Below are 16,644 nucleotides of genomic sequence, written 5' to 3' on the forward strand. Positions count from 1 at the left end.
TTCCCCCCTTAGTCTTAACAAAAATGACAGGGGGAATGCCGCAGATGGCATCGCAGAAAGAAGATGGTAACAGCGATCCACGCCGGCAGCTACGGCAGGCCTTTGGCAGCTTTGCGACCGGTGTAACGGTTGTGACATCGCGCAGCGATGATGGCGCGCCGATTGGCTTTACTGCCAACTCGTTTACCTCTGTTTCGCTGGACCCACCCCTGTTGCTCGTGTGTCTTGCCAAATCCTCCTCGAATATCGGCCATTTTTCCCGGTCCGGGCGTTTTGCGATCAACATTCTCAGTGAGACGCAAAAGGACGTCTCGGCCCGCTTTGCAAGCCGTGTGGATGACCGCTTTGCTGAAACGCAGTGGTCAGACAGTGCGCTGGGCAATCCGCTGATCGACGATGCCATTGCCTGGTTTGACTGTGAAACTGACAACATCGTAGATGCAGGCGATCATATGATCCTGATTGGGCGCATTGCCGGGTTTGACCAGTCTGACGGTCGCCCACTGGCCTATTTGCGGGGGCATTACCTTGATCTAGGTCTGGCCGAGACCACTGCGGAATCAATCTCGCACCACGGTGGCATCCGCGTCGGCGGCCTGCTGGAATGCAACGGCAAGATATTGTTGCGCCAAACGTCCGAGGGCTGGAGCCTGCCCATGGGCGCCGCACGTTCCGGGTTCCGCGAAGGCCGCGCCGCGCTGGAAGAAGAATTGTCCGCCAATGGAATCAGCGCAGAACTCGGCTTTCTCTATTCGGTATTTGATGCACCATCGGGCAATGCCACCTGGCTGATTTTTCAGGGTGATATGCCTGCCGGGACCATACCAGAAGGCTATCGCCTGTTCTCGGTTGATGATCTGCCATTGCAAGACATCACGCCGCAGCCAGTCCGCGCCGCCGTGCATCGGTATCAGACCGAGTTCCGCAATGCGCGGTTCGGGCTCTACATCGACGGCACCAAAAGCGCCGGACAAGTTCACACAATCGACCGAAATGCCACTCCGTGGAGCAAACTCATGAATGAAGAAGGGGCGACTAGATGACCGCCTTTACCGTTAGCGCCCTGCAGGATACGTGTCTGCCAATCAGTATTAACGGCGAATATCGCCAATCCGATGGCCCCGAGATTGACTGCTTTGACCCGACCAACGGTCAGGTATGGTGCCGGATTTCCGATTGCAGCGATGCAGAGGTGGACGCCGCCGTGTGCGCCGCCGGTGACGCGATGCGCAATCCCGCCTGGCGCGATATCACCCAAAGCCAACGCGGCGCGTTGATGTTGCGCCTGGCCGATATCCTTGAAGAGAATGTCGAACGCATTGCCGAGATCGAGGTCAAGGACAATGGCAAGCTCTTGCGGGAAATGCGCGCGCTTGCGCAGGCCCTGCCTGTAGGCTTGCGTTATTTTGCGGGAATGGCCGACAAGATCGAAGGCACGACCATACCGGTCAACAAGCCCGATATGCTGAATTTCACCGTACGCGAGCCTTTGGGCGTTATCGGGGTGATTATTCCGTGGAATTCACCACTTTTCATGATGATCCGTGCAATCGCGCCTGCGCTGGCTTGCGGCAATTCCGTGGTAGTGAAGCCGTCTGAGCATGCCTCGGTCGGGGCGATTGCCTTTGCTGAATTGATGACGCAGGCAGGTTTTCCCAACGGGGTCTTCAATGTAATCACGGGCTACGGCCATAGTGCAGGTAATGCGCTGATCAGCCATCCAGGGATTGCCAAGATCGATTTCACCGGCGGACCCTCAACGGGCCGGGTGATTGCCTGCAATGCTGCCGAGCAACTGACGCCAGCCTCGCTGGAACTGGGCGGCAAATCCCCCCATGTGGTGTGCGACGATGCCGATCTGGACGCCGCCGCCAATGGCGTGGTTGCAGGTATTTTTGCCGCTGCCGGGCAGACCTGTGTGGCGGGCTCACGCTGTTTCGTGCAGGAAAATGTCTATGACGAGGTGGTCGAAAAGATCATTGAAAAGACGCGTGCCATCAAAATTGGTGACCCCCGGAGTGATGACGTACAGCTTGGCCCTCTGGCGCTTTGGAGTCAGGTAGAAAAGGTCGCCGAGTTTGTCGAGACCGCCCGGTCGCAGGGTGCCACACTTGCCTTTGGTGGCGGGCGGCCCGAAGGGTTGGGCGATGGCTGGTACGTAGAACCCACCATATTCACCGATGTCACCAACGACATGCATATCGCCCGTGAAGAGGTTTTCGGCCCGGTGCTGGGCATCCTCAAATTCACCGATGAAGACGACCTGTTGACCCAAGCCAATGACAGCGATTTCGCGCTGGCCTCGGGCATCTGGACGGGCAACATAAATCGCGCGCTGCGCTTTATGCGCAGGATCGAGGCCGGCATGGTCTGGATCAACACCTACCGTAGCCCTTCGATCATGTCGCCCTCGGGTGGCTTCAAGGATTCGGGTTATGGCAAACACAACGGCTTTGCCGCCATTCAGGAATACAGCCGCATCAAAACAGTCGTGATTGACTATTCGGGCGCTCAGCAAGACGCCTTCGTGATGCGGGTGACAAAATAAGGAGCATTAGAATATGAAGTTCTCCGCAGTGGTGAACATGGCGCGCTTTGATACGTCACGGTCGATGGAAGACGTGGCGGCCGAGGCGCTCGACATGGTGCGGATCGCTGATCAGGGTGGGTTCGATATTGTCTGGACCGCCGAGCATCACACGATCGAATTGACCATTTCGCCCAACCCATTTCAGGTTTTGACCAACTGGGCCGCGCATACAAAGAATGTACGCCTGGGCACCGCCGTCGTGGCAGCCCCCTATTGGACCCCCATCCGCCTGGCCGGTGAAGCCGCCATGTGCGACGTGCTGACCGGTGGCCGGTTAGAGCTTGGGCTGGGCCGTGGTTCCTATCAGTATGAATTCGACCGCATGGCCGGTGGCCTGCCCCAAGGCGAAGGCGGGCGTTATCTGCGGGAAATCATCCCGGCGGTACAGGCGCTCTGGCAGGGCGACTACGCCCATGACGGTGAAATCTGGCAGTTCCCCTCGGTGGCCTGCGTGCCCAAGCCATTGCAAAAGGATCCACCCATGTGGATCGCGGCGCGTGATCCCAATACGTTCGAATTTGCACTTCAGAACAACTGCAACATCTTGTCGACAGCTCTGCGTCGCCCGTTCGAAGAGGTCGAGACCCTCGTCACGCGTTTCAACGAAACACAGGCCAGCGTACCCGGCTCGGCTCATTTGCAGCACACCACGATGCGTCTGGCTGCGGTATATGATGATCAGGCCGGTCGCGATGACGCCGTGCGCGGTGCCATCAACTTTGGCCGCAATTTCGAGAACCTCTTCAAGGGTATTGGCACAGTCACCAATGGCTTCCCCGAGCCGGTGGATTTTGACATCGTTGCCAACCGCGATGAATATCAGGCCGATGCGCTGGCCGAGAACCTGATGTTTGGCACCCCCGATGAAGTGATCGCCAAGCTGGAACGCTATGAAGCTGCGGGCATTGATCACATCATGATTGGCCCCGCCTTTGGCATGTCGCGCGAGCGGAATATCCGCTCGATGGAGCTGTGGTGTGAGCATGTCATCCCGCATTTCCGCGCCAAGGAAATGGTGGCTTGATTATCGGATTACCACAATAAAAAAACAGCGAACTTCAACAAGGAGACAAGGAAATGACCAAGACCACACCCAAAGGCGGGCTGAACCGCCGGACTTTCCTGAAAACATCGCTTTGCGCCTCGGCCTCGCTGGCGGCGCTCAGCATTGGCACGCGTGGGGCCTTTGCGGCCGTTGATCTGTCAGGCCGCGAGATGGTCTTTGCCAGCTGGGGCGGCAGCTATCAGGCGGCGCAAGAGACCGCATATTGCAACCCGTTCACGAAAGCCACCGGCGCAACCGTCATTCAGGACGGCCCGATGAACGGCTCCAAATTGCGGACCATGGTTGAGGGCGGCCAACCCATCTGGGATGTGGTGGACGTGACCGACACCTTCCTTGCAGCCAACGAAGAGCTTTTCGAGGACCTGGATTTCAACATCGTGGATGCCAGCCCGCTGGATCAAGCCTATGTTCACGCAAAGGGCATCGGCTGCATCATCTGGTCCTACAACATTGCCTTCAATACCGACGTGGTCGGCGAGAACGCACCGCAAAGCTGGGCAGATGTCTTCGATGTCGAGAAATTCCCCGGCAAGCGCGCCCTGCGCGACCGCGCCTATCCAATGCTCGAGATCGCCCTGATGGCGGATGGCGTTGCACCCGAAGACCTCTATCCGCTTGATGTGGATCGTGCGTTTGCCAAGCTCGACACGATCAAGGATCATGTGATCTGGTATACCTCGAACTCAGCCGCGCAGCAGCTTTTCGTGGATGGCGAAGTGGGCACTGGTGTATTGCTCAATGGTCGGACATTTGACGTGAACAAAAAGGGTGCGCCGGTCGATTTGACATGGAACCAGAACATCCGCTCTATCGACTATCTGGTGATCCCGAAAGGCGCGCCAAATGCCGAGGTGGCACAGCACTTCATGAATGCCACCGTAGACGCTGACAATCAGGCGCTGATGGCCAACACACTGGCTTATGCACCTTGCAACCCGGCAGCCTTTGCTGGCGTTGAAGAAAGCGTGCTGCCGTGGCTTGCGACCACACCAGAAAATGCCGAGAAAGGCTTCCTGATCGATGCGGAATACTGGCGCGATAACCTCGCGGCCCTGACCGAACGCTGGACCGAGTGGAAACTCACGTAAACGCAAAAGATCTGGAGGCGCTGCGCCATGTTTCTGAAGAACCGCAACATCTGGCTGCTGGCACCGGCGGTACTGCTGATCGGGATATGTTTCCTGTTCCCAGTCAGCTGGCTGTTGCAACGCAGCGTCTCTGAACCCGTCTGGGGTTTACAGAATTACATCACTATCTTTTCAAAGACGATCTATCTGGGCGTGTTGTGGAACACCGTGGCCATTGCCGGGGTGACTACGCTCCTTTGCGCACTGATCGGCTTTCCAGTGGCCTATTCCATGGCCCATTCCAGCCCCTGGATTCGCAAAGTTCTGATCTTTTCGGTTCTGATTCCGTTCTGGACCTCCATACTTGTGCGTAGTTTTGCCTGGCTGGTGATCCTGCAACGTGGCGGCATCCTCAATGATTTCTTGGCAGGCATCGGCCTGATCGCCGAGCCGCTGGATCTGGTTTATAACCGGTTCGGTGTATTGCTCGGCATGGTGCAGGTGCTGTTGCCCTTCATGGTCTTCCCGCTCTTTTCGGTGATAACGCGGATTGACGGCAGCTATTTCAGTGCCGCCACCAATCTAGGGGCCACACCTATCCGGGCCTTCTTTCGCGTCTACCTGCCGCTCTGCCTGCCGGGGCTGGCCACAGGGGCGATGCTGGTGTTTATCATCTCGCTTGGCTACTTCATCACGCCAGCCCTGTTGGGCGGACGTGGCGATATCATGATCGCACAGCTGATCTTCGAGCGGATCGACGAATTTGGCGACTGGCCGCTGGCCTCTGCACTGGCAATTGTGCTGCTGGTGGGCACGGGGCTGCTCTTTGTGCTGGTAAACGCACTCATCAAAATCCGCGGGAGGGGTATCTGATGTTCCAATCCGAGCGTTTCTGGGGCGGTCTGCGCGGCGTTATCAATGTGCTGCTGGTCATATACATGCTTGCCCCACTGGTGGTGACGCTGGTGATCTCGTTCAGTTCGGCGCTATACCTGACCTTTCCACCACCCGGCTTTTCGCTGCAGTGGTATGAGAAGATGTTCAGCAACCCGACTTGGACGCGCGCCCTCTGGACGTCACTCAAGATACTGGTGCCCGCTGCGTTCATCGCCACGATCTGTGGCACTGCTGCCGCATTAGCGCTGAACCGGATGACCTCACGCTGGGCTTTGGTGATCCGGGGCGTGCTGATGGCACCCCTTATCATTCCGGTGATCATCACAGCCGCTGCCATTTTCGGTGTTTTCCGCATATGGGGGCTTTACGGCACGCTGCACGGGTTGATCATCGCCCATGTCATCCTGACGCTGCCCTTCGTCCTGTCCACCGTCAGCGCCAACCTTGCCGTCTTTGACCGGCGGCTAGAGGATGCAGCGATGAATTGCGGTGCCACGCCCTGGATGACATTCCGGCGGGTGACACTACCGCTGATCTCGCCTTCGGTCATGTCGGGCATGCTCTTTGCCATGGTGATCTCGTTTGACGAGTTGATCGTCTCGCTCTTCCTGTCGACGCCGCGCGTGCGGCCCGTCACTGTGCAGATGTGGTCTAATATCAAGGGTGACACGGACCCGACCATCGCTGCCATCGCCACCGTGTTGTTTATGTTTTCGCTCCTCGCCCTATTGATGGATGGCATCGCACGCCGCCGCTCGGGCCAGGCACCTGGACTTTGAGGATTTGACCAATGACTGACCCGATCCTGCAACTCAGCGACATCGGCAAGGCCTATGGCCCGGTTAATGCCGCACGCGACATCAACCTTGACGTAGAACCCGGTGAGTTTGTCACTTTCCTTGGCCCTTCCGGGTCAGGCAAGACCACGACTCTGATGATGGTGGCAGGCTTTACTGCGCCGACACAGGGCAACATCCAGCTGGAAGGTAAGCCGCTTGATCCGATCCCGGTCTGGAAGCGTGATATCGGCATGGTCTTTCAGCATTACGCCCTGTTTCCACATATGTCGGTTGCGCAGAACGTAGCCTTCCCATTGGAAATGCGCGGTGTGGCCAAAGAAGATCGCCGTAAAAAGGTTGAAGAGGCGATGGAAATGGTCGGCCTGGCCGGATTTGGTACCCGCCTGCCGAAAGAGCTGTCGGGCGGGCAGCAACAGCGTGTGGCACTGGCCCGCGCCATGGTGTTCAAGCCACGCCTGTTGTTGATGGATGAACCGCTGGGCGCGCTCGACAAGAAGCTGCGCGAACATATGCAGCTGGAAATCATGCACCTGCACAAGAACCTTGGCGCAACTGTCCTTTACGTCACCCACGATCAAGAAGAAGCGCTTGTCATGTCTGACCGGATCGCCGTTTTCAATGCGGGCCGGATCGAACAGATCGGTACACCGCGCGATCTGTACGAGGCTCCGCAAACCAAATTCGTTGCCGATTTCATCGGAGAGACCAATTTTGTCTCGGGCACGGTCGAGGCGGTCAATGGCAGCGTGGCAAAGGTACGAGGCCTTGATGGGCAACTCAGCACCCAGTTGGCCGAAGGCAGCCGCGCTGTGCTGGCTATCCGGCCCGAGCGACTGCACGTTCTGGGTGGCGACGCCTCAGGGGATGACAACAGCCTAACGGGCACGGTCAAAGAGCTGATCTATCTGGGCCAGTCGCGCAAGGCGATCATCGCGCTTGAAGACGGCACCGAAGTGACCGCGCTGGAACAGGCCGCACAGGCCGAGGCGACGGCGCTGGAAATGGGGGCACAGGCAACACTTGGTTTTCGTTCAAGTGACGCTCGGATCCTAGCTGATGTTTGAACGGAATGCCGATGTCGCGCTAAATGTCAGCGATGAGGGCAGCGGCGCGCCAGTGTTGCTGATCCATGGCGTTGGGGCAGATCTTGAAAGCTGGGACGGTGTGCTGACGCACATGTCGCCGGACCGCCGCTATATTCGCTATGACCAACGTGGGCATGGGCTGTCGCGGCGCACGCCGGGGCCTTATTCGCTGGACGATCTCTCGGGTGATGCCGTGGCGTTGCTGGATCACCTTGGGCTGGCTCGTGCCTCGATCGTGGGCTTCTCGCTGGGCGGGTTGGTGGCGCAGTCGATTGCACTGAACCACCCCGACCGGGTGGCCAGCCTGACACTGGTTTCGACCGTCGCCGGGCGGACAGCGGAAGAGCAGACGCGCGTGGATGCCCGCGCCGAGACATTGGCGCAAGAGGGCGCGCTGACCCATCTGTCCAATGCCGTGGACCGCTGGTTCACACCTGAATTTGTCGCCACTCATCCCGAGGTGCTGGAGGCACGCCGCCGCAAATCCATGCTCAACGATCCCGATTGCTACGTCGCGGCCTACCGCGTGCTGGCGGGCAGTGATCTGGGCGATCAATTGCATCGCATCACTGTGCCCACACAAATCATGACCGGAGAGAATGATATCGGGTCAAACCCGCGCATGTCGCGGTTCATCCATGACCGGATTACCGGGTCCGAACTGCATATCCTGCCGCGACTGAAACATTCTGTCCTGTTGGAAGCCCCTGACCAGATCGGCGGGCTGATCGAACCCTTCCTTGCAAAATACATCGACCGCTAACTTGAAAGACCACACTATGACCCCCGAAGTCCGAAAATATGTTGCCTTTGTTGAAGATGTCCTGATCGAAGGCCACAAGCCTGCAGACCCCCCCCTGCGCATGGCGGCCGTAGCCGCTGTGCTTCGTAATCCTTGGGCAGGCCGCTTTGTCGAGGATCTGCGCCCCGAAATCCACGCCTTTGCCCCCGTACTGGGCAAAGAGATGGTGGAGCGCCTAATGCCGCTGATCGGTGGAGGCGAGAATGTCGAGGCCTTTGGTAAAACCGCTATCGTTGGCGTGAATGGCGAGATCGAGCACGGTTCGGCGCTCATCCACACGCTGCGATACGGTAATTTTCTGCGTGATGCAGTGCAAAGCAGTGGGTTTATCCCCTTTACCAACAAACGCGGTGGGCCGGGCAATTCAATTACGTTCCCGCTGCGCCATATTTCCAAGGGTGGGGCGCGGTCTCATTTCATGACGGTGGAATTCAACATCCCCGATGCCCCCGGCCCGGATGAGATTCTGATCGCCATCGGCGTCGCCAATGGCGGGCGGCCGCATCATCGCATCGGAGACCGCTACCAGGATATGGAAGAGCTGGACCACGATCAGACAGTGCGCCCCGACAACACCTGAGCTGAGGCTTCTGAGCCAAGGCGCTACCGGGAAAACCGCGGCCCTCGCTGAACAATTAGTTTTTCGACTGGCGAGGGTCGCAGCAAAGTTTTCTTAAACCCGGTCATTTCCTTCCCAGGCCATGGCCTGCAGCAGTTCGTCCAGTGGCGTGTCGAACATGCGTGCATAGGTGTTTGACAGCGCTTTCATCGAAATCCCGATTAAAACCTCTGCCGCTTGGTCCCGTGTGAACCCATGGCTTGTGAATTCGCTCAGCGCCGACTCTTCGACCTTGCCGCGCGATGCAATGGCGGCTTCGGTAAAGCTGCGCAGCGCCTGCAGTCGGGCGTCTTCGATGGCAGCCCCGTCACGGATGGCATTAATTGAACCCTTGTCCAGTTTCGCCATACGAGCGCCCGAGGAATGTGCGGCGACGCAGTAGACACATCCGTTTCGCACACTGGCCGTCAGCAGAACCAACTGTTGTTCTGCAGGCGTAAAGCTGGTCCCGCCAAATCGGTCTGACAACATCAGATAGGTATCCAGAACGCCCGGCACACCAGCCATCTGACGATACAAGTTGGGCAGGAAACCACCCATCTTCTTTTGAACAGCCTCCAGCAAAGGCCGGGCCCCTTCAGGTGCATTTTCTGCTGTATAGAGTTCAGCACTCATGACTTTTCCTTTTGATTTTGTACGATTTCTATCAAAGCACCTCGCATGATTTTGCGGGTGGGCGTCGCAGGAAGTTCGTTGAGGATCAACAGATCTTCCGGCCATTTGTATTTTGCAACACCGGCCCTCTCCAGCCGGGCGGTTACGCTCTCCAGTGCAAGTTCACCCCCCGGGGCAAGTTGTACACAAAGACATCCTTTTTCACCCAAGATCGGATCAGGGATGGGAATGATGGCGCATTGCTGGATGGATGGGTCGTTCAAGAGGATCTCTTCCATCTCCACTGGATTGAATTTGACCCCCCCGCGATTGATAATTTCCTTGGTACGGCCCGTAATCGACATGAAGCCGTCGTCGTCGATAATCGCCAGATCACCGGTTGAAAACCACCCATCGGCATCAAATGCCCTTTGGGTTTCCTCGGGACGGTTTAGATATCCGCCAAAGACCGATGGGCCGCGCACCTGTAATGCACCTTCTTCACCGGCAGAAAGCGGTGTTCCCGCATCGTCGACAACCCGCAATTCGGTGTTTGGAACCGCCTTTCCAGCCGTTGAGAACCGTTTGTCTTCCGGGTCCGTCAGGCGTCCGAACGTACCGGCCTGAAGCTCGCTCATGCCCCACAGCTGGATGACCTTTCCCTCAGGCATGCGAGAGTCTATGGCGCTGGCTAGCGCTCGGGGCACGGTCGCGCCCGACAGGCACAGCAACCGGACCGAGGTTAAGTGGTCTGGGTGCAGCACTCCTTGCGCCTCAAACGGGGCGAAATGGGCCGGTGCCGCAAAAACATGGCTGGGCTTTGTGTTTTGCAGGTCCTCCAGCACGGTTTTTGGATCAAACGCAGGTAACAGGATTATTGCTGCACCGCTTGCCAGTGCCAAATGCACCGTGAACAAGCCGTAAAGGTGGCTCATCGGGGCCAACGAAAGAATGCGATCATCCTGCCCAACACCAAGTTCATGAGAGGACGACCGCGCGTTGTTGAGAAAACTGCGGTAGATATGGGGCACGCCCTTGGGCGCTGCTGTTGTTCCCGAAGTATATAGCAGCAGATAACGGTCATCGGTTGCCACTGGCACAGCATCGGCTGCAGATACCTGCGTCTGCATCAGATCTGACAGGCTGGAACAGCCATCCGGCACGGGCCCTGCGACAATGACATGGTTTAGCGCGGGTAACTGATCGCGAACGGACAAAATGTCTGCAGTACGGCTGTCCTTCGCGGCGTTTGTGGCAATAACCGCCTTGGCCGCCGAGTCTTTCAACAATTCACCCAGTTCTTTGCTGCGGTAGGGCATGTGCAACGTCTGAACAATCGCGCCACGGGCGGCGATGGCGAGAAACGCGATAACAAAGGCGCGTATATTGGGCAGTTGCACCGCAACCACGTCACCTTTGCCGATACCCAGCCCGGCCAATCCTGACTCAAGTGCCGATACCGCCGATGCCAGCTCGCCATAGCTCATGGCGCCGTCCATATCGACAAGCGCGGTGGCATCCGGGCGCAGGCTGGCTTGTGCGGCTAGCCAGTCGCCCAGAGTCTGATTGTTTTCAACGGTCATTGAACGTCCCTTTCCGCCATCCGGTCACTCTGAGGCAATATGTCTGCCGGGCGCAGCCTTGCGCTGCAAATCTTGAAGGCGCTCGCGGGATTTCTCGGCTTCGCGGAATACCTGCATCGCACCGGCCTCGTATTGTTTGGCCCAGGCGCGGCGGTTCACAGCACCATACCACGCGGCAGCTTGGTGCGTGAAATATGGATTCCACATATGCGGACGCCCGACTGCCACCAGATCGGCACGGCGTGTGTGCAGGATGGTGTTGACCTGCGCCGCTTCGGTGATGGCGCCAACTGCCATCGAGGCGATTTTGGGTACGTTGCGCACCGCCTCGGCCAGATGTGTCTGGAACATACGGCCATAAACCGGTTCCTGATCAGAGACAGTCTGGCCAGCCGACACATCGATCAGATCGCATCCTGCTGCGCTGAAGACTTCGGCGATGTGCAGCAGATCATTCTCTGACAGACCGCCTTCTTTCCAGTCGGTGCCCGAAACACGGATGGCCATCGGCCGTTCTGTGGGCCATGCGGCGCGCATTGCTTCGAACACCTCAAGCGGATATCGCATGCGATTTTCCAGGCTGCCTCCATAGTCATCAGTGCGGATATTGGTCAGCGGCGAAAGGAAGGACGCCAGCAGATAGCCATGGGCGCAGTGAAGTTCGATCATGTCGAACCCGGCCCGCGCGGCCCGTTCGGTCGCCTGCACGAACTCGGCCTTGATCCGGTCCATTCCGGTGCGGTCCAACTCGACCGGGACCTGATTTTCCCCATCAACCCATGGCAGGGGCGAGGCCGAAACCAAGGGCCAGTTGGACCCTTCATCGGCGATGGGGTAATCCATCTTCTCCCACCCCAATTGAGTTGAACCCTTCCGCCCTGCGTGGCCAAGCTGCAATGCAATCTTGGCGTCCGAGTGTTCATGAATGAACGCGACGATTTCCTTCCAATCGCTTTCATGCTGATCAGTCCACAGGCCCGGGCATCCCAGCGTGATCCGGGCGTCGGGGGATGGGCAAGTCATTTCCGTATAGATCAGGCCCATACCACCAGTCGCATGGCCACCATAGTGAACCTTGTGCCAATCGGTCAGATCGCCATTCGGCTTGGCAGAATATTGCGCCATTGGCGACATTACAACCCGGTTGCCGAGGCGCATATCCCGCAGTTTGAATTGCGAGAACATCGGTGTCGGACGTGTCTTCGTCAAATCCTCGCCCGTTTCACGCAGGTGACGCGCATACCATTCATCATCCGCTTTGCGCACAAACTCGGGGTCGCGGATAATCAGGTTGTCATAGGTAATCGACTTTGCCCGGCACATAACCACCATAGCGAACTGATAGGGTTCCATGTCCCAGGACCGGTCCATATGTTCGAACCAGGCCAGCGAAACATCGGCATTGTGTTGCGTGATTTGGCAGGGTGTCCGGCGCGCATCATCATAGGCCTTGAACGCTGCCTCGACATCCGTTTCGGCATGCTCCAACAGGGCGTCAGACAGGGATATGGCACATTCCATCGCCAACTTTGTTCCCGACCCGATGGAAAAATGCGCACTGGCCTTGGCGTCGCCCAAAATAACGATGTTGTCCGTGTACCAGTTCTCACAAAATACGCGGGGGAAGTTGCGCCAGTTCGACCTGTTCAGCATCAAAGGATGCCCTTGCAGCTCCTCAGCGAATATTTGTTCGAGCTTGCGCTTTGATCCTTCTTCATCAAAATCTTCAAATCCGTGCCCGGCCCATGTGGCTTCGTCCATCTCGAACACCCAAGTCGAGTGGTCTTTTTCATATTGGTAGCAATGGGCAACCACGTACCCATGTTCGGTTTCGCGGAAGAAGTAGTTGAATTCTCCCATAGGTCGGGTTGAACCCATCCAGCAGAACTTGTTGGATTTCCAGACAACCGAAGGCTGGAACGCCTCTTTATACTGCTCGCGGATCGCGGAATTGACGCCATCGCCGGCAATGATCACGTCGGAATCGGCAAACTGGGATTTCAAATTTGCCGCATCAATCTCGGCTCCGAACGTCATTTCGACGCCAAGTTCAACGCAGCGCTCTTGCAAAATGCGCAACAGGGTGTGGCGTGAGGTTCCGCAAAAACCGTTCCCGGCACAGCGCATCTCATGCCCTTTGAAGTGAACTGCGACATCATCCCAATAGGCGAACTCACCCCGGATGCGTTCAAATACCTGCTTATCGCGGCTTAGAAACTCATCCAGCGTTTCGTCCGAGAAAACGACGCCAAAGCCAAATGTGTCATCGGCCTGATTGCGCTCGAACACTTCTACGGTCCAGTCCGGTCGTGCCTTTTTGGTCAATAACGCTGTGTACAAGCCACCGGGACCGCCGCCGATAATCGAGATCTTCATGAGCACGCCTCATCATTTCCTTTAAGCTTGAAATTATGGTTTAGCACATTTTTCGAACATATCTAGAAAAAAAGCTCAGTTGTGGTACGAAGGAGGAAACTGAAGCTGAAAAAGATGATACGGACATGAATGAAAGCGGTGTCAAAGACAGTATCGAAGATCGGGACCCGCCAGAGTATCACCTTGCTGTGCTGAACCAAAAAATCCGAGAAATGATGAACCTTGTCGTGCGTCCATTCGGGTTGAAGTTGACGGAGTGGCGGATTCTACAGTGCCTGCGACAGTTGAACACCCTGACGATCAACGACCTTTCAGAAATGGCGGTGATAGAACGAACTGTCACCAGCCGCTTGGTTGACAAATTGGTCGCACGGGAGCTGGTGGAAAAGACCAGTTTGCCGAATGACCGCCGTTCTATTCAGGTGGTTCTGACCAAAGCCGGTGCGCGGCTGGTTGATGAATGTGATGCAGCGGTTGCCTCAGCCCGAGGCGAGCTGTTTGCAGGGTTAAGTCAGAAGAACCTTCAAGCCTTCAATGCAACGCTTGTGCAGTTGCAGCAAAACGCGGCAACCGTTTTTCGCTCAAGAAGCGGTGGTGGCTTTGCTTCAACCCCTCAACCTAGGAAGACAGGTAACAGGTAACAGGTTAGAACCTGCGTCCAGTGTTGCGCGACAGAATGAGCGATTGCTCCGCCATAGGCGCAGTCAAAATTGCCGCTGAAAACATCAATTGGCGAATGATCCGTTACATCCAGCAAGACAATACCACATTGATTCTTTCGGTTTGCTTCAGTATTGATAGTTTAGGCATTAACATTTAATGCTGTATTTAATTCGCGATATCCAAAACAGGCGGCCTACGGTGACAAAAAGCCAGCATTTCTGCGGCTATGTCAGCGTAATATCCGGGAAAATGTCAGGGAAATGAAATTGGAAACAGGCCCTTCTCAACCCGGCGATGGCAAAGAGAAACTGCGGCTATGGCTCAGGTTCCTCAAAACGTCCCGCATGATCGAAGCGCAGATCAGAACCAATCTGAAACGCGAATTTAACACCACTCTGCCTCGGTTCGACGTTATGGTTGCGCTTTCGCGGCATATGGACGGGCTGAAGATGAGCCAGATTTCAGATGTGCTACGGGTATCGAACGGAAATGTTACCGGCATCGTCGATCGGTTGACCAGCGAAGGGCTGGTGGAACGCACTGCAGTCGAAGGGGATCGTCGGGCATTGCGAGTTTGCCTGACCGAACGCGGCTTGCAGGAGTTCGAACGGCAAGCCGCAGCGCATAAATGCTGGATCGACGAATTGCTTCAGGACGTCAGCACCGATGAAGCAGAACATCTGGAAGAGCATCTGCTGGGTTTCATTCAGGGGATGGAGGCGCGGCAGGCTCGGTAATCACTGGATCTCCACCAGCCCTGAGCCCCTCAGACACGTTTCAAGCCGGTCTGATCCACGGAATATCCGGCTGTACCGGCATAACCTTTCACAATGGCCTCAAGCTGGGCGTGGCTCATCACATCCTCGATTTTGTTGAACGTGGTCGGGCACAGCTTTTCCACCTCATCAATGACACGTTCGGGGCCACCTTTGCGATTCAATCGAACTATTTCCGCGGTCTTTGGGCGTCGTTCCTGATCATAACGGTACAAAGCCTCGCGCGGATGTGGCGCACTGACCAATGCGTCACTTAAGAAACGCGCATCCAGTATGGCCTGCGACGCCCCGTTCGAGCCGACCGGATACATGGGATGCGCCGCATCACCCAAAAGCGTGATCCGACCGTGGGTCCAGCGTGGCAGCGGATCGCGGTCGGCCATCGGATATTCGAAAACCGCAGGCGTCGCGCGCACCAACCCTTCCAGATCAAAACCGGGCACCGAAAACCGTCTGGCATGTGGTAAAACCGTGCTAAGCGGCACCATCTTGGACCAGCTGTTTTCGGGGGGCGAGGTTTTCTCGCCATCGGCAACACGTACGGCGACGACCCAGTTCATTAGTTGCTTGCCGTCCACGGGTTTTGATATCGGATAAAGCGCCAGCTTGCCCGACATCCCCCCGGCGATCACCATGGTTTGCCCATCTTCCCAGATCGGCCATTCCACCGCGCCACGCCACATGGCCACCCCATTCCAACTGGGTGGACCTTCGTTTGGATAGAAAGCCTTGCGACCGGCACTATGGATGCCATCTGAACAGATCAGAATCTCACCGCGTTCAACACGGCTCGGTCCACCTTCGATGCTGTCGCGGAACTGAACGGTTACCCCACCTTCGTCCTGAAAGAACCCGGCCAATTGTGCTCCGGTTGCGACCGCATCAGGGCCCAAGCGTTCGATCACCGCATCAAATAGAACTTTCTGTAGGCGCCCGCGATGGATCGAAAATTGTGGAATGTCGTGCCCCGCGTAGGTGCCACGCAACTCGGTCCAGACAGCCTGTCCTTGCTTGGTGATGTATCGCAGCTCGCGCGTGCGAACGCCAACGTCGTCCAACCGATCCAGCAGATCAAGCTCGGCCAGTTCACGAATGGCGTGTGGCAACGTGTTGATGCCAACGCCAAGCTCTCGCACTTCCTTCGCCCGTTCGAACAGTCGCGATTTGATGCCTCGCTTATGAAGCATCAATGCGGTTGTCAGCCCGCCGATACCTGCGCCCGCGATAAGAACTTTCATAAGTTGCCCTTTCTTATGCGTCTTCCGGGGGTAAAAAGTCGATCTCGTGTTCAGCAGACAGCGCAACCAGATTCGCCGGGTCGGGATTTGGCCCAAGATTGTGGATCGCCCAGAACAGGTCATACAATCTGCGCGCGGGTGAAACCCAAAACAGCGTTTTAATCGTGGTATCCGTCTTGTTGAAGATACCGTGCGGTGTCCCGCGCGGCATGTGCACCAGATCACCCGGTTCTGCGAAGCGTTCGGCCCCGTCGAGAATGAAATCGAACCGCCCTTCCAGGATATACAGGAACTCATCTTGTGTTGGGTGGATATGGGGCGGCACAAAGGTTTCCGGCGGGAAAGTCGCGTGCCATGAAAACGAGGACTCGCACAGCTGTTTGGGAACGTAGGTCTGACCAAGGATGTCCCAGCTGATCCCTTCAATTCCGTCGCGGGCGGGCATAATCCCGGCAGGCATCTCATTCATGGCATCTTCCTTCCTGTTT

The 16,644-nt window shown here is 56.9% G+C and carries 16 protein-coding genes; 11 read left to right on the top strand and 5 right to left on the bottom strand.

The annotated features are described in order from the left end of the window. Positions 1–44: 44 nt before the first annotated feature. The 9 genes from Q1B46_RS20155 to Q1B46_RS20195 are packed head-to-tail and all read left to right on the top strand — an operon-like array spanning position 45 to position 8,887. Positions 45–1,043, top strand: a complete 999-nt coding sequence (locus Q1B46_RS20155) for a flavin reductase (RefSeq protein WP_299951252.1) — start codon at positions 45–47, stop codon at positions 1,041–1,043. Next, on the top strand, positions 1,040–2,548 hold the full coding sequence (locus tag Q1B46_RS20160; RefSeq protein WP_299951256.1) for an aldehyde dehydrogenase: 1,509 nt from the start codon (positions 1,040–1,042) through the stop codon (positions 2,546–2,548). The genes Q1B46_RS20155 and Q1B46_RS20160 overlap by 4 nt, the downstream gene beginning before the upstream one ends. Positions 2,549–2,561: 13 nt before the next feature. Then, a complete protein-coding gene (locus tag Q1B46_RS20165) occupies positions 2,562–3,614 on the top strand; it encodes an LLM class flavin-dependent oxidoreductase (protein WP_299668003.1) in 1,053 nt (350 codons plus the stop codon). A gap of 53 nt (positions 3,615–3,667) precedes the next feature. After that, positions 3,668–4,744 (top strand): ABC transporter substrate-binding protein, encoded by a 1,077-nt coding sequence (locus Q1B46_RS20170; protein ID WP_299951260.1) that lies wholly within the window; start codon positions 3,668–3,670, stop codon positions 4,742–4,744. Between the two features lie 27 nt (positions 4,745–4,771). Then, on the top strand, positions 4,772–5,596 hold the full coding sequence (locus Q1B46_RS20175; protein WP_299667999.1) for an ABC transporter permease: 825 nt from the start codon (positions 4,772–4,774) through the stop codon (positions 5,594–5,596). Further along, positions 5,596–6,399 carry an ABC transporter permease gene (locus Q1B46_RS20180; protein WP_299667997.1) on the top strand — a complete coding sequence of 268 codons (804 nt, stop codon included), beginning with the start codon at positions 5,596–5,598 and terminating at the stop codon, positions 6,397–6,399. The genes Q1B46_RS20175 and Q1B46_RS20180 overlap by 1 nt, the downstream gene beginning before the upstream one ends. Before the next feature lie 11 nt (positions 6,400–6,410). Further along, entirely contained in the window at positions 6,411–7,484 is a 1,074-nt protein-coding gene (locus Q1B46_RS20185; RefSeq protein ID WP_299951264.1) for an ABC transporter ATP-binding protein, read from the top strand. Then, the gene (locus tag Q1B46_RS20190; protein WP_299951267.1) at positions 7,477–8,268 is read left to right on the top strand and encodes an alpha/beta fold hydrolase; all 792 of its coding nucleotides are present in this window, start codon (positions 7,477–7,479) and stop codon (positions 8,266–8,268) included. The genes Q1B46_RS20185 and Q1B46_RS20190 overlap by 8 nt, the downstream gene beginning before the upstream one ends. A 16-nt stretch (positions 8,269–8,284) precedes the next feature. Then, on the top strand, positions 8,285–8,887 hold the full coding sequence (locus Q1B46_RS20195) for an amino acid synthesis family protein (RefSeq protein ID WP_299951270.1): 603 nt from the start codon (positions 8,285–8,287) through the stop codon (positions 8,885–8,887). A 93-nt stretch (positions 8,888–8,980) separates the two neighbouring features. Here the strand turns inward: Q1B46_RS20195 and Q1B46_RS20200 are convergent, their stop codons facing one another. The 3 genes from Q1B46_RS20200 to Q1B46_RS20210 are packed head-to-tail and all read right to left on the bottom strand — an operon-like array spanning position 8,981 to position 13,479. After that, positions 8,981–9,541 (bottom strand): carboxymuconolactone decarboxylase family protein, encoded by a 561-nt coding sequence (locus Q1B46_RS20200; protein WP_299951273.1) that lies wholly within the window; start codon positions 9,539–9,541, stop codon positions 8,981–8,983. Next, positions 9,538–11,103, bottom strand: coding sequence for a class I adenylate-forming enzyme family protein (locus Q1B46_RS20205; protein ID WP_299951275.1), 1,566 nt, complete (start codon positions 11,101–11,103; stop codon positions 9,538–9,540). The genes Q1B46_RS20200 and Q1B46_RS20205 overlap by 4 nt, the downstream gene beginning before the upstream one ends. A gap of 24 nt (positions 11,104–11,127) precedes the next feature. Beyond that, positions 11,128–13,479: an FAD-dependent monooxygenase gene (locus tag Q1B46_RS20210; protein ID WP_299951278.1), complete on the bottom strand. Its 2,352-nt coding sequence runs from the start codon at positions 13,477–13,479 to the stop codon at positions 11,128–11,130. A gap of 125 nt (positions 13,480–13,604) precedes the next feature. Here Q1B46_RS20210 and Q1B46_RS20215 point away from each other — a divergent pair, with 125 nt between their 5' ends. Continuing rightward, the gene (locus tag Q1B46_RS20215; RefSeq protein WP_299951281.1) at positions 13,605–14,120 is read left to right on the top strand and encodes a MarR family transcriptional regulator; all 516 of its coding nucleotides are present in this window, start codon (positions 13,605–13,607) and stop codon (positions 14,118–14,120) included. A 282-nt stretch (positions 14,121–14,402) separates the two neighbouring features. Further along, positions 14,403–14,879 carry a MarR family transcriptional regulator gene (locus Q1B46_RS20220; protein ID WP_299951284.1) on the top strand — a complete coding sequence of 159 codons (477 nt, stop codon included), beginning with the start codon at positions 14,403–14,405 and terminating at the stop codon, positions 14,877–14,879. A gap of 29 nt (positions 14,880–14,908) precedes the next feature. Here Q1B46_RS20220 and Q1B46_RS20225 read toward each other — a convergent pair whose 3' ends face one another. Together Q1B46_RS20225 and Q1B46_RS20230 are read right to left on the bottom strand one after the other, a co-directional pair. Beyond that, the gene (locus Q1B46_RS20225) at positions 14,909–16,156 is read right to left on the bottom strand and encodes a flavin-dependent oxidoreductase (protein ID WP_299951286.1); all 1,248 of its coding nucleotides are present in this window, start codon (positions 16,154–16,156) and stop codon (positions 14,909–14,911) included. 13 nt (positions 16,157–16,169) lie between these two features. Beyond that, positions 16,170–16,625 (bottom strand): cupin domain-containing protein, encoded by a 456-nt coding sequence (locus Q1B46_RS20230; RefSeq protein WP_366871608.1) that lies wholly within the window; start codon positions 16,623–16,625, stop codon positions 16,170–16,172. Positions 16,626–16,644: the final 19 nt, after the last annotated feature.

Origin of the sequence: uncultured Ruegeria sp. (assembly GCF_947500045.1) — a bacterium.
GTDB lineage: Bacteria > Pseudomonadota > Alphaproteobacteria > Rhodobacterales > Rhodobacteraceae > Ruegeria.

What these genes read in the sequence shown, in the direction of transcription:
- Q1B46_RS20155 (WP_299951252.1), top strand. Translation starts at nt 45, where the DNA reads ATGGCATCGCAGAAAGAAGATGGTAACAGCGATCCACGCCGGCAGCTA.
- Q1B46_RS20160 (WP_299951256.1), top strand. Translation starts at nt 1,040, where the DNA reads ATGACCGCCTTTACCGTTAGCGCCCTGCAGGATACGTGTCTGCCAATC.
- Q1B46_RS20165 (WP_299668003.1), top strand. Translation starts at nt 2,562, where the DNA reads ATGAAGTTCTCCGCAGTGGTGAACATGGCGCGCTTTGATACGTCACGG.
- Q1B46_RS20170 (WP_299951260.1), top strand. Translation starts at nt 3,668, where the DNA reads ATGACCAAGACCACACCCAAAGGCGGGCTGAACCGCCGGACTTTCCTG.
- Q1B46_RS20175 (WP_299667999.1), top strand. Translation starts at nt 4,772, where the DNA reads ATGTTTCTGAAGAACCGCAACATCTGGCTGCTGGCACCGGCGGTACTG.
- Q1B46_RS20180 (WP_299667997.1), top strand. Translation starts at nt 5,596, where the DNA reads ATGTTCCAATCCGAGCGTTTCTGGGGCGGTCTGCGCGGCGTTATCAAT.
- Q1B46_RS20185 (WP_299951264.1), top strand. Translation starts at nt 6,411, where the DNA reads ATGACTGACCCGATCCTGCAACTCAGCGACATCGGCAAGGCCTATGGC.
- Q1B46_RS20190 (WP_299951267.1), top strand. Translation starts at nt 7,477, where the DNA reads ATGTTTGAACGGAATGCCGATGTCGCGCTAAATGTCAGCGATGAGGGC.
- Q1B46_RS20195 (WP_299951270.1), top strand. Translation starts at nt 8,285, where the DNA reads ATGACCCCCGAAGTCCGAAAATATGTTGCCTTTGTTGAAGATGTCCTG.
- Q1B46_RS20200 (WP_299951273.1), bottom strand. Translation starts at nt 9,541, where the DNA reads ATGAGTGCTGAACTCTATACAGCAGAAAATGCACCTGAAGGGGCCCGG.
- Q1B46_RS20205 (WP_299951275.1), bottom strand. Translation starts at nt 11,103, where the DNA reads ATGACCGTTGAAAACAATCAGACTCTGGGCGACTGGCTAGCCGCACAA.
- Q1B46_RS20210 (WP_299951278.1), bottom strand. Translation starts at nt 13,479, where the DNA reads ATGAAGATCTCGATTATCGGCGGCGGTCCCGGTGGCTTGTACACAGCG.
- Q1B46_RS20215 (WP_299951281.1), top strand. Translation starts at nt 13,605, where the DNA reads ATGAATGAAAGCGGTGTCAAAGACAGTATCGAAGATCGGGACCCGCCA.
- Q1B46_RS20220 (WP_299951284.1), top strand. Translation starts at nt 14,403, where the DNA reads ATGAAATTGGAAACAGGCCCTTCTCAACCCGGCGATGGCAAAGAGAAA.
- Q1B46_RS20225 (WP_299951286.1), bottom strand. Translation starts at nt 16,156, where the DNA reads ATGAAAGTTCTTATCGCGGGCGCAGGTATCGGCGGGCTGACAACCGCA.
- Q1B46_RS20230 (WP_366871608.1), bottom strand. Translation starts at nt 16,625, where the DNA reads ATGAATGAGATGCCTGCCGGGATTATGCCCGCCCGCGACGGAATTGAA.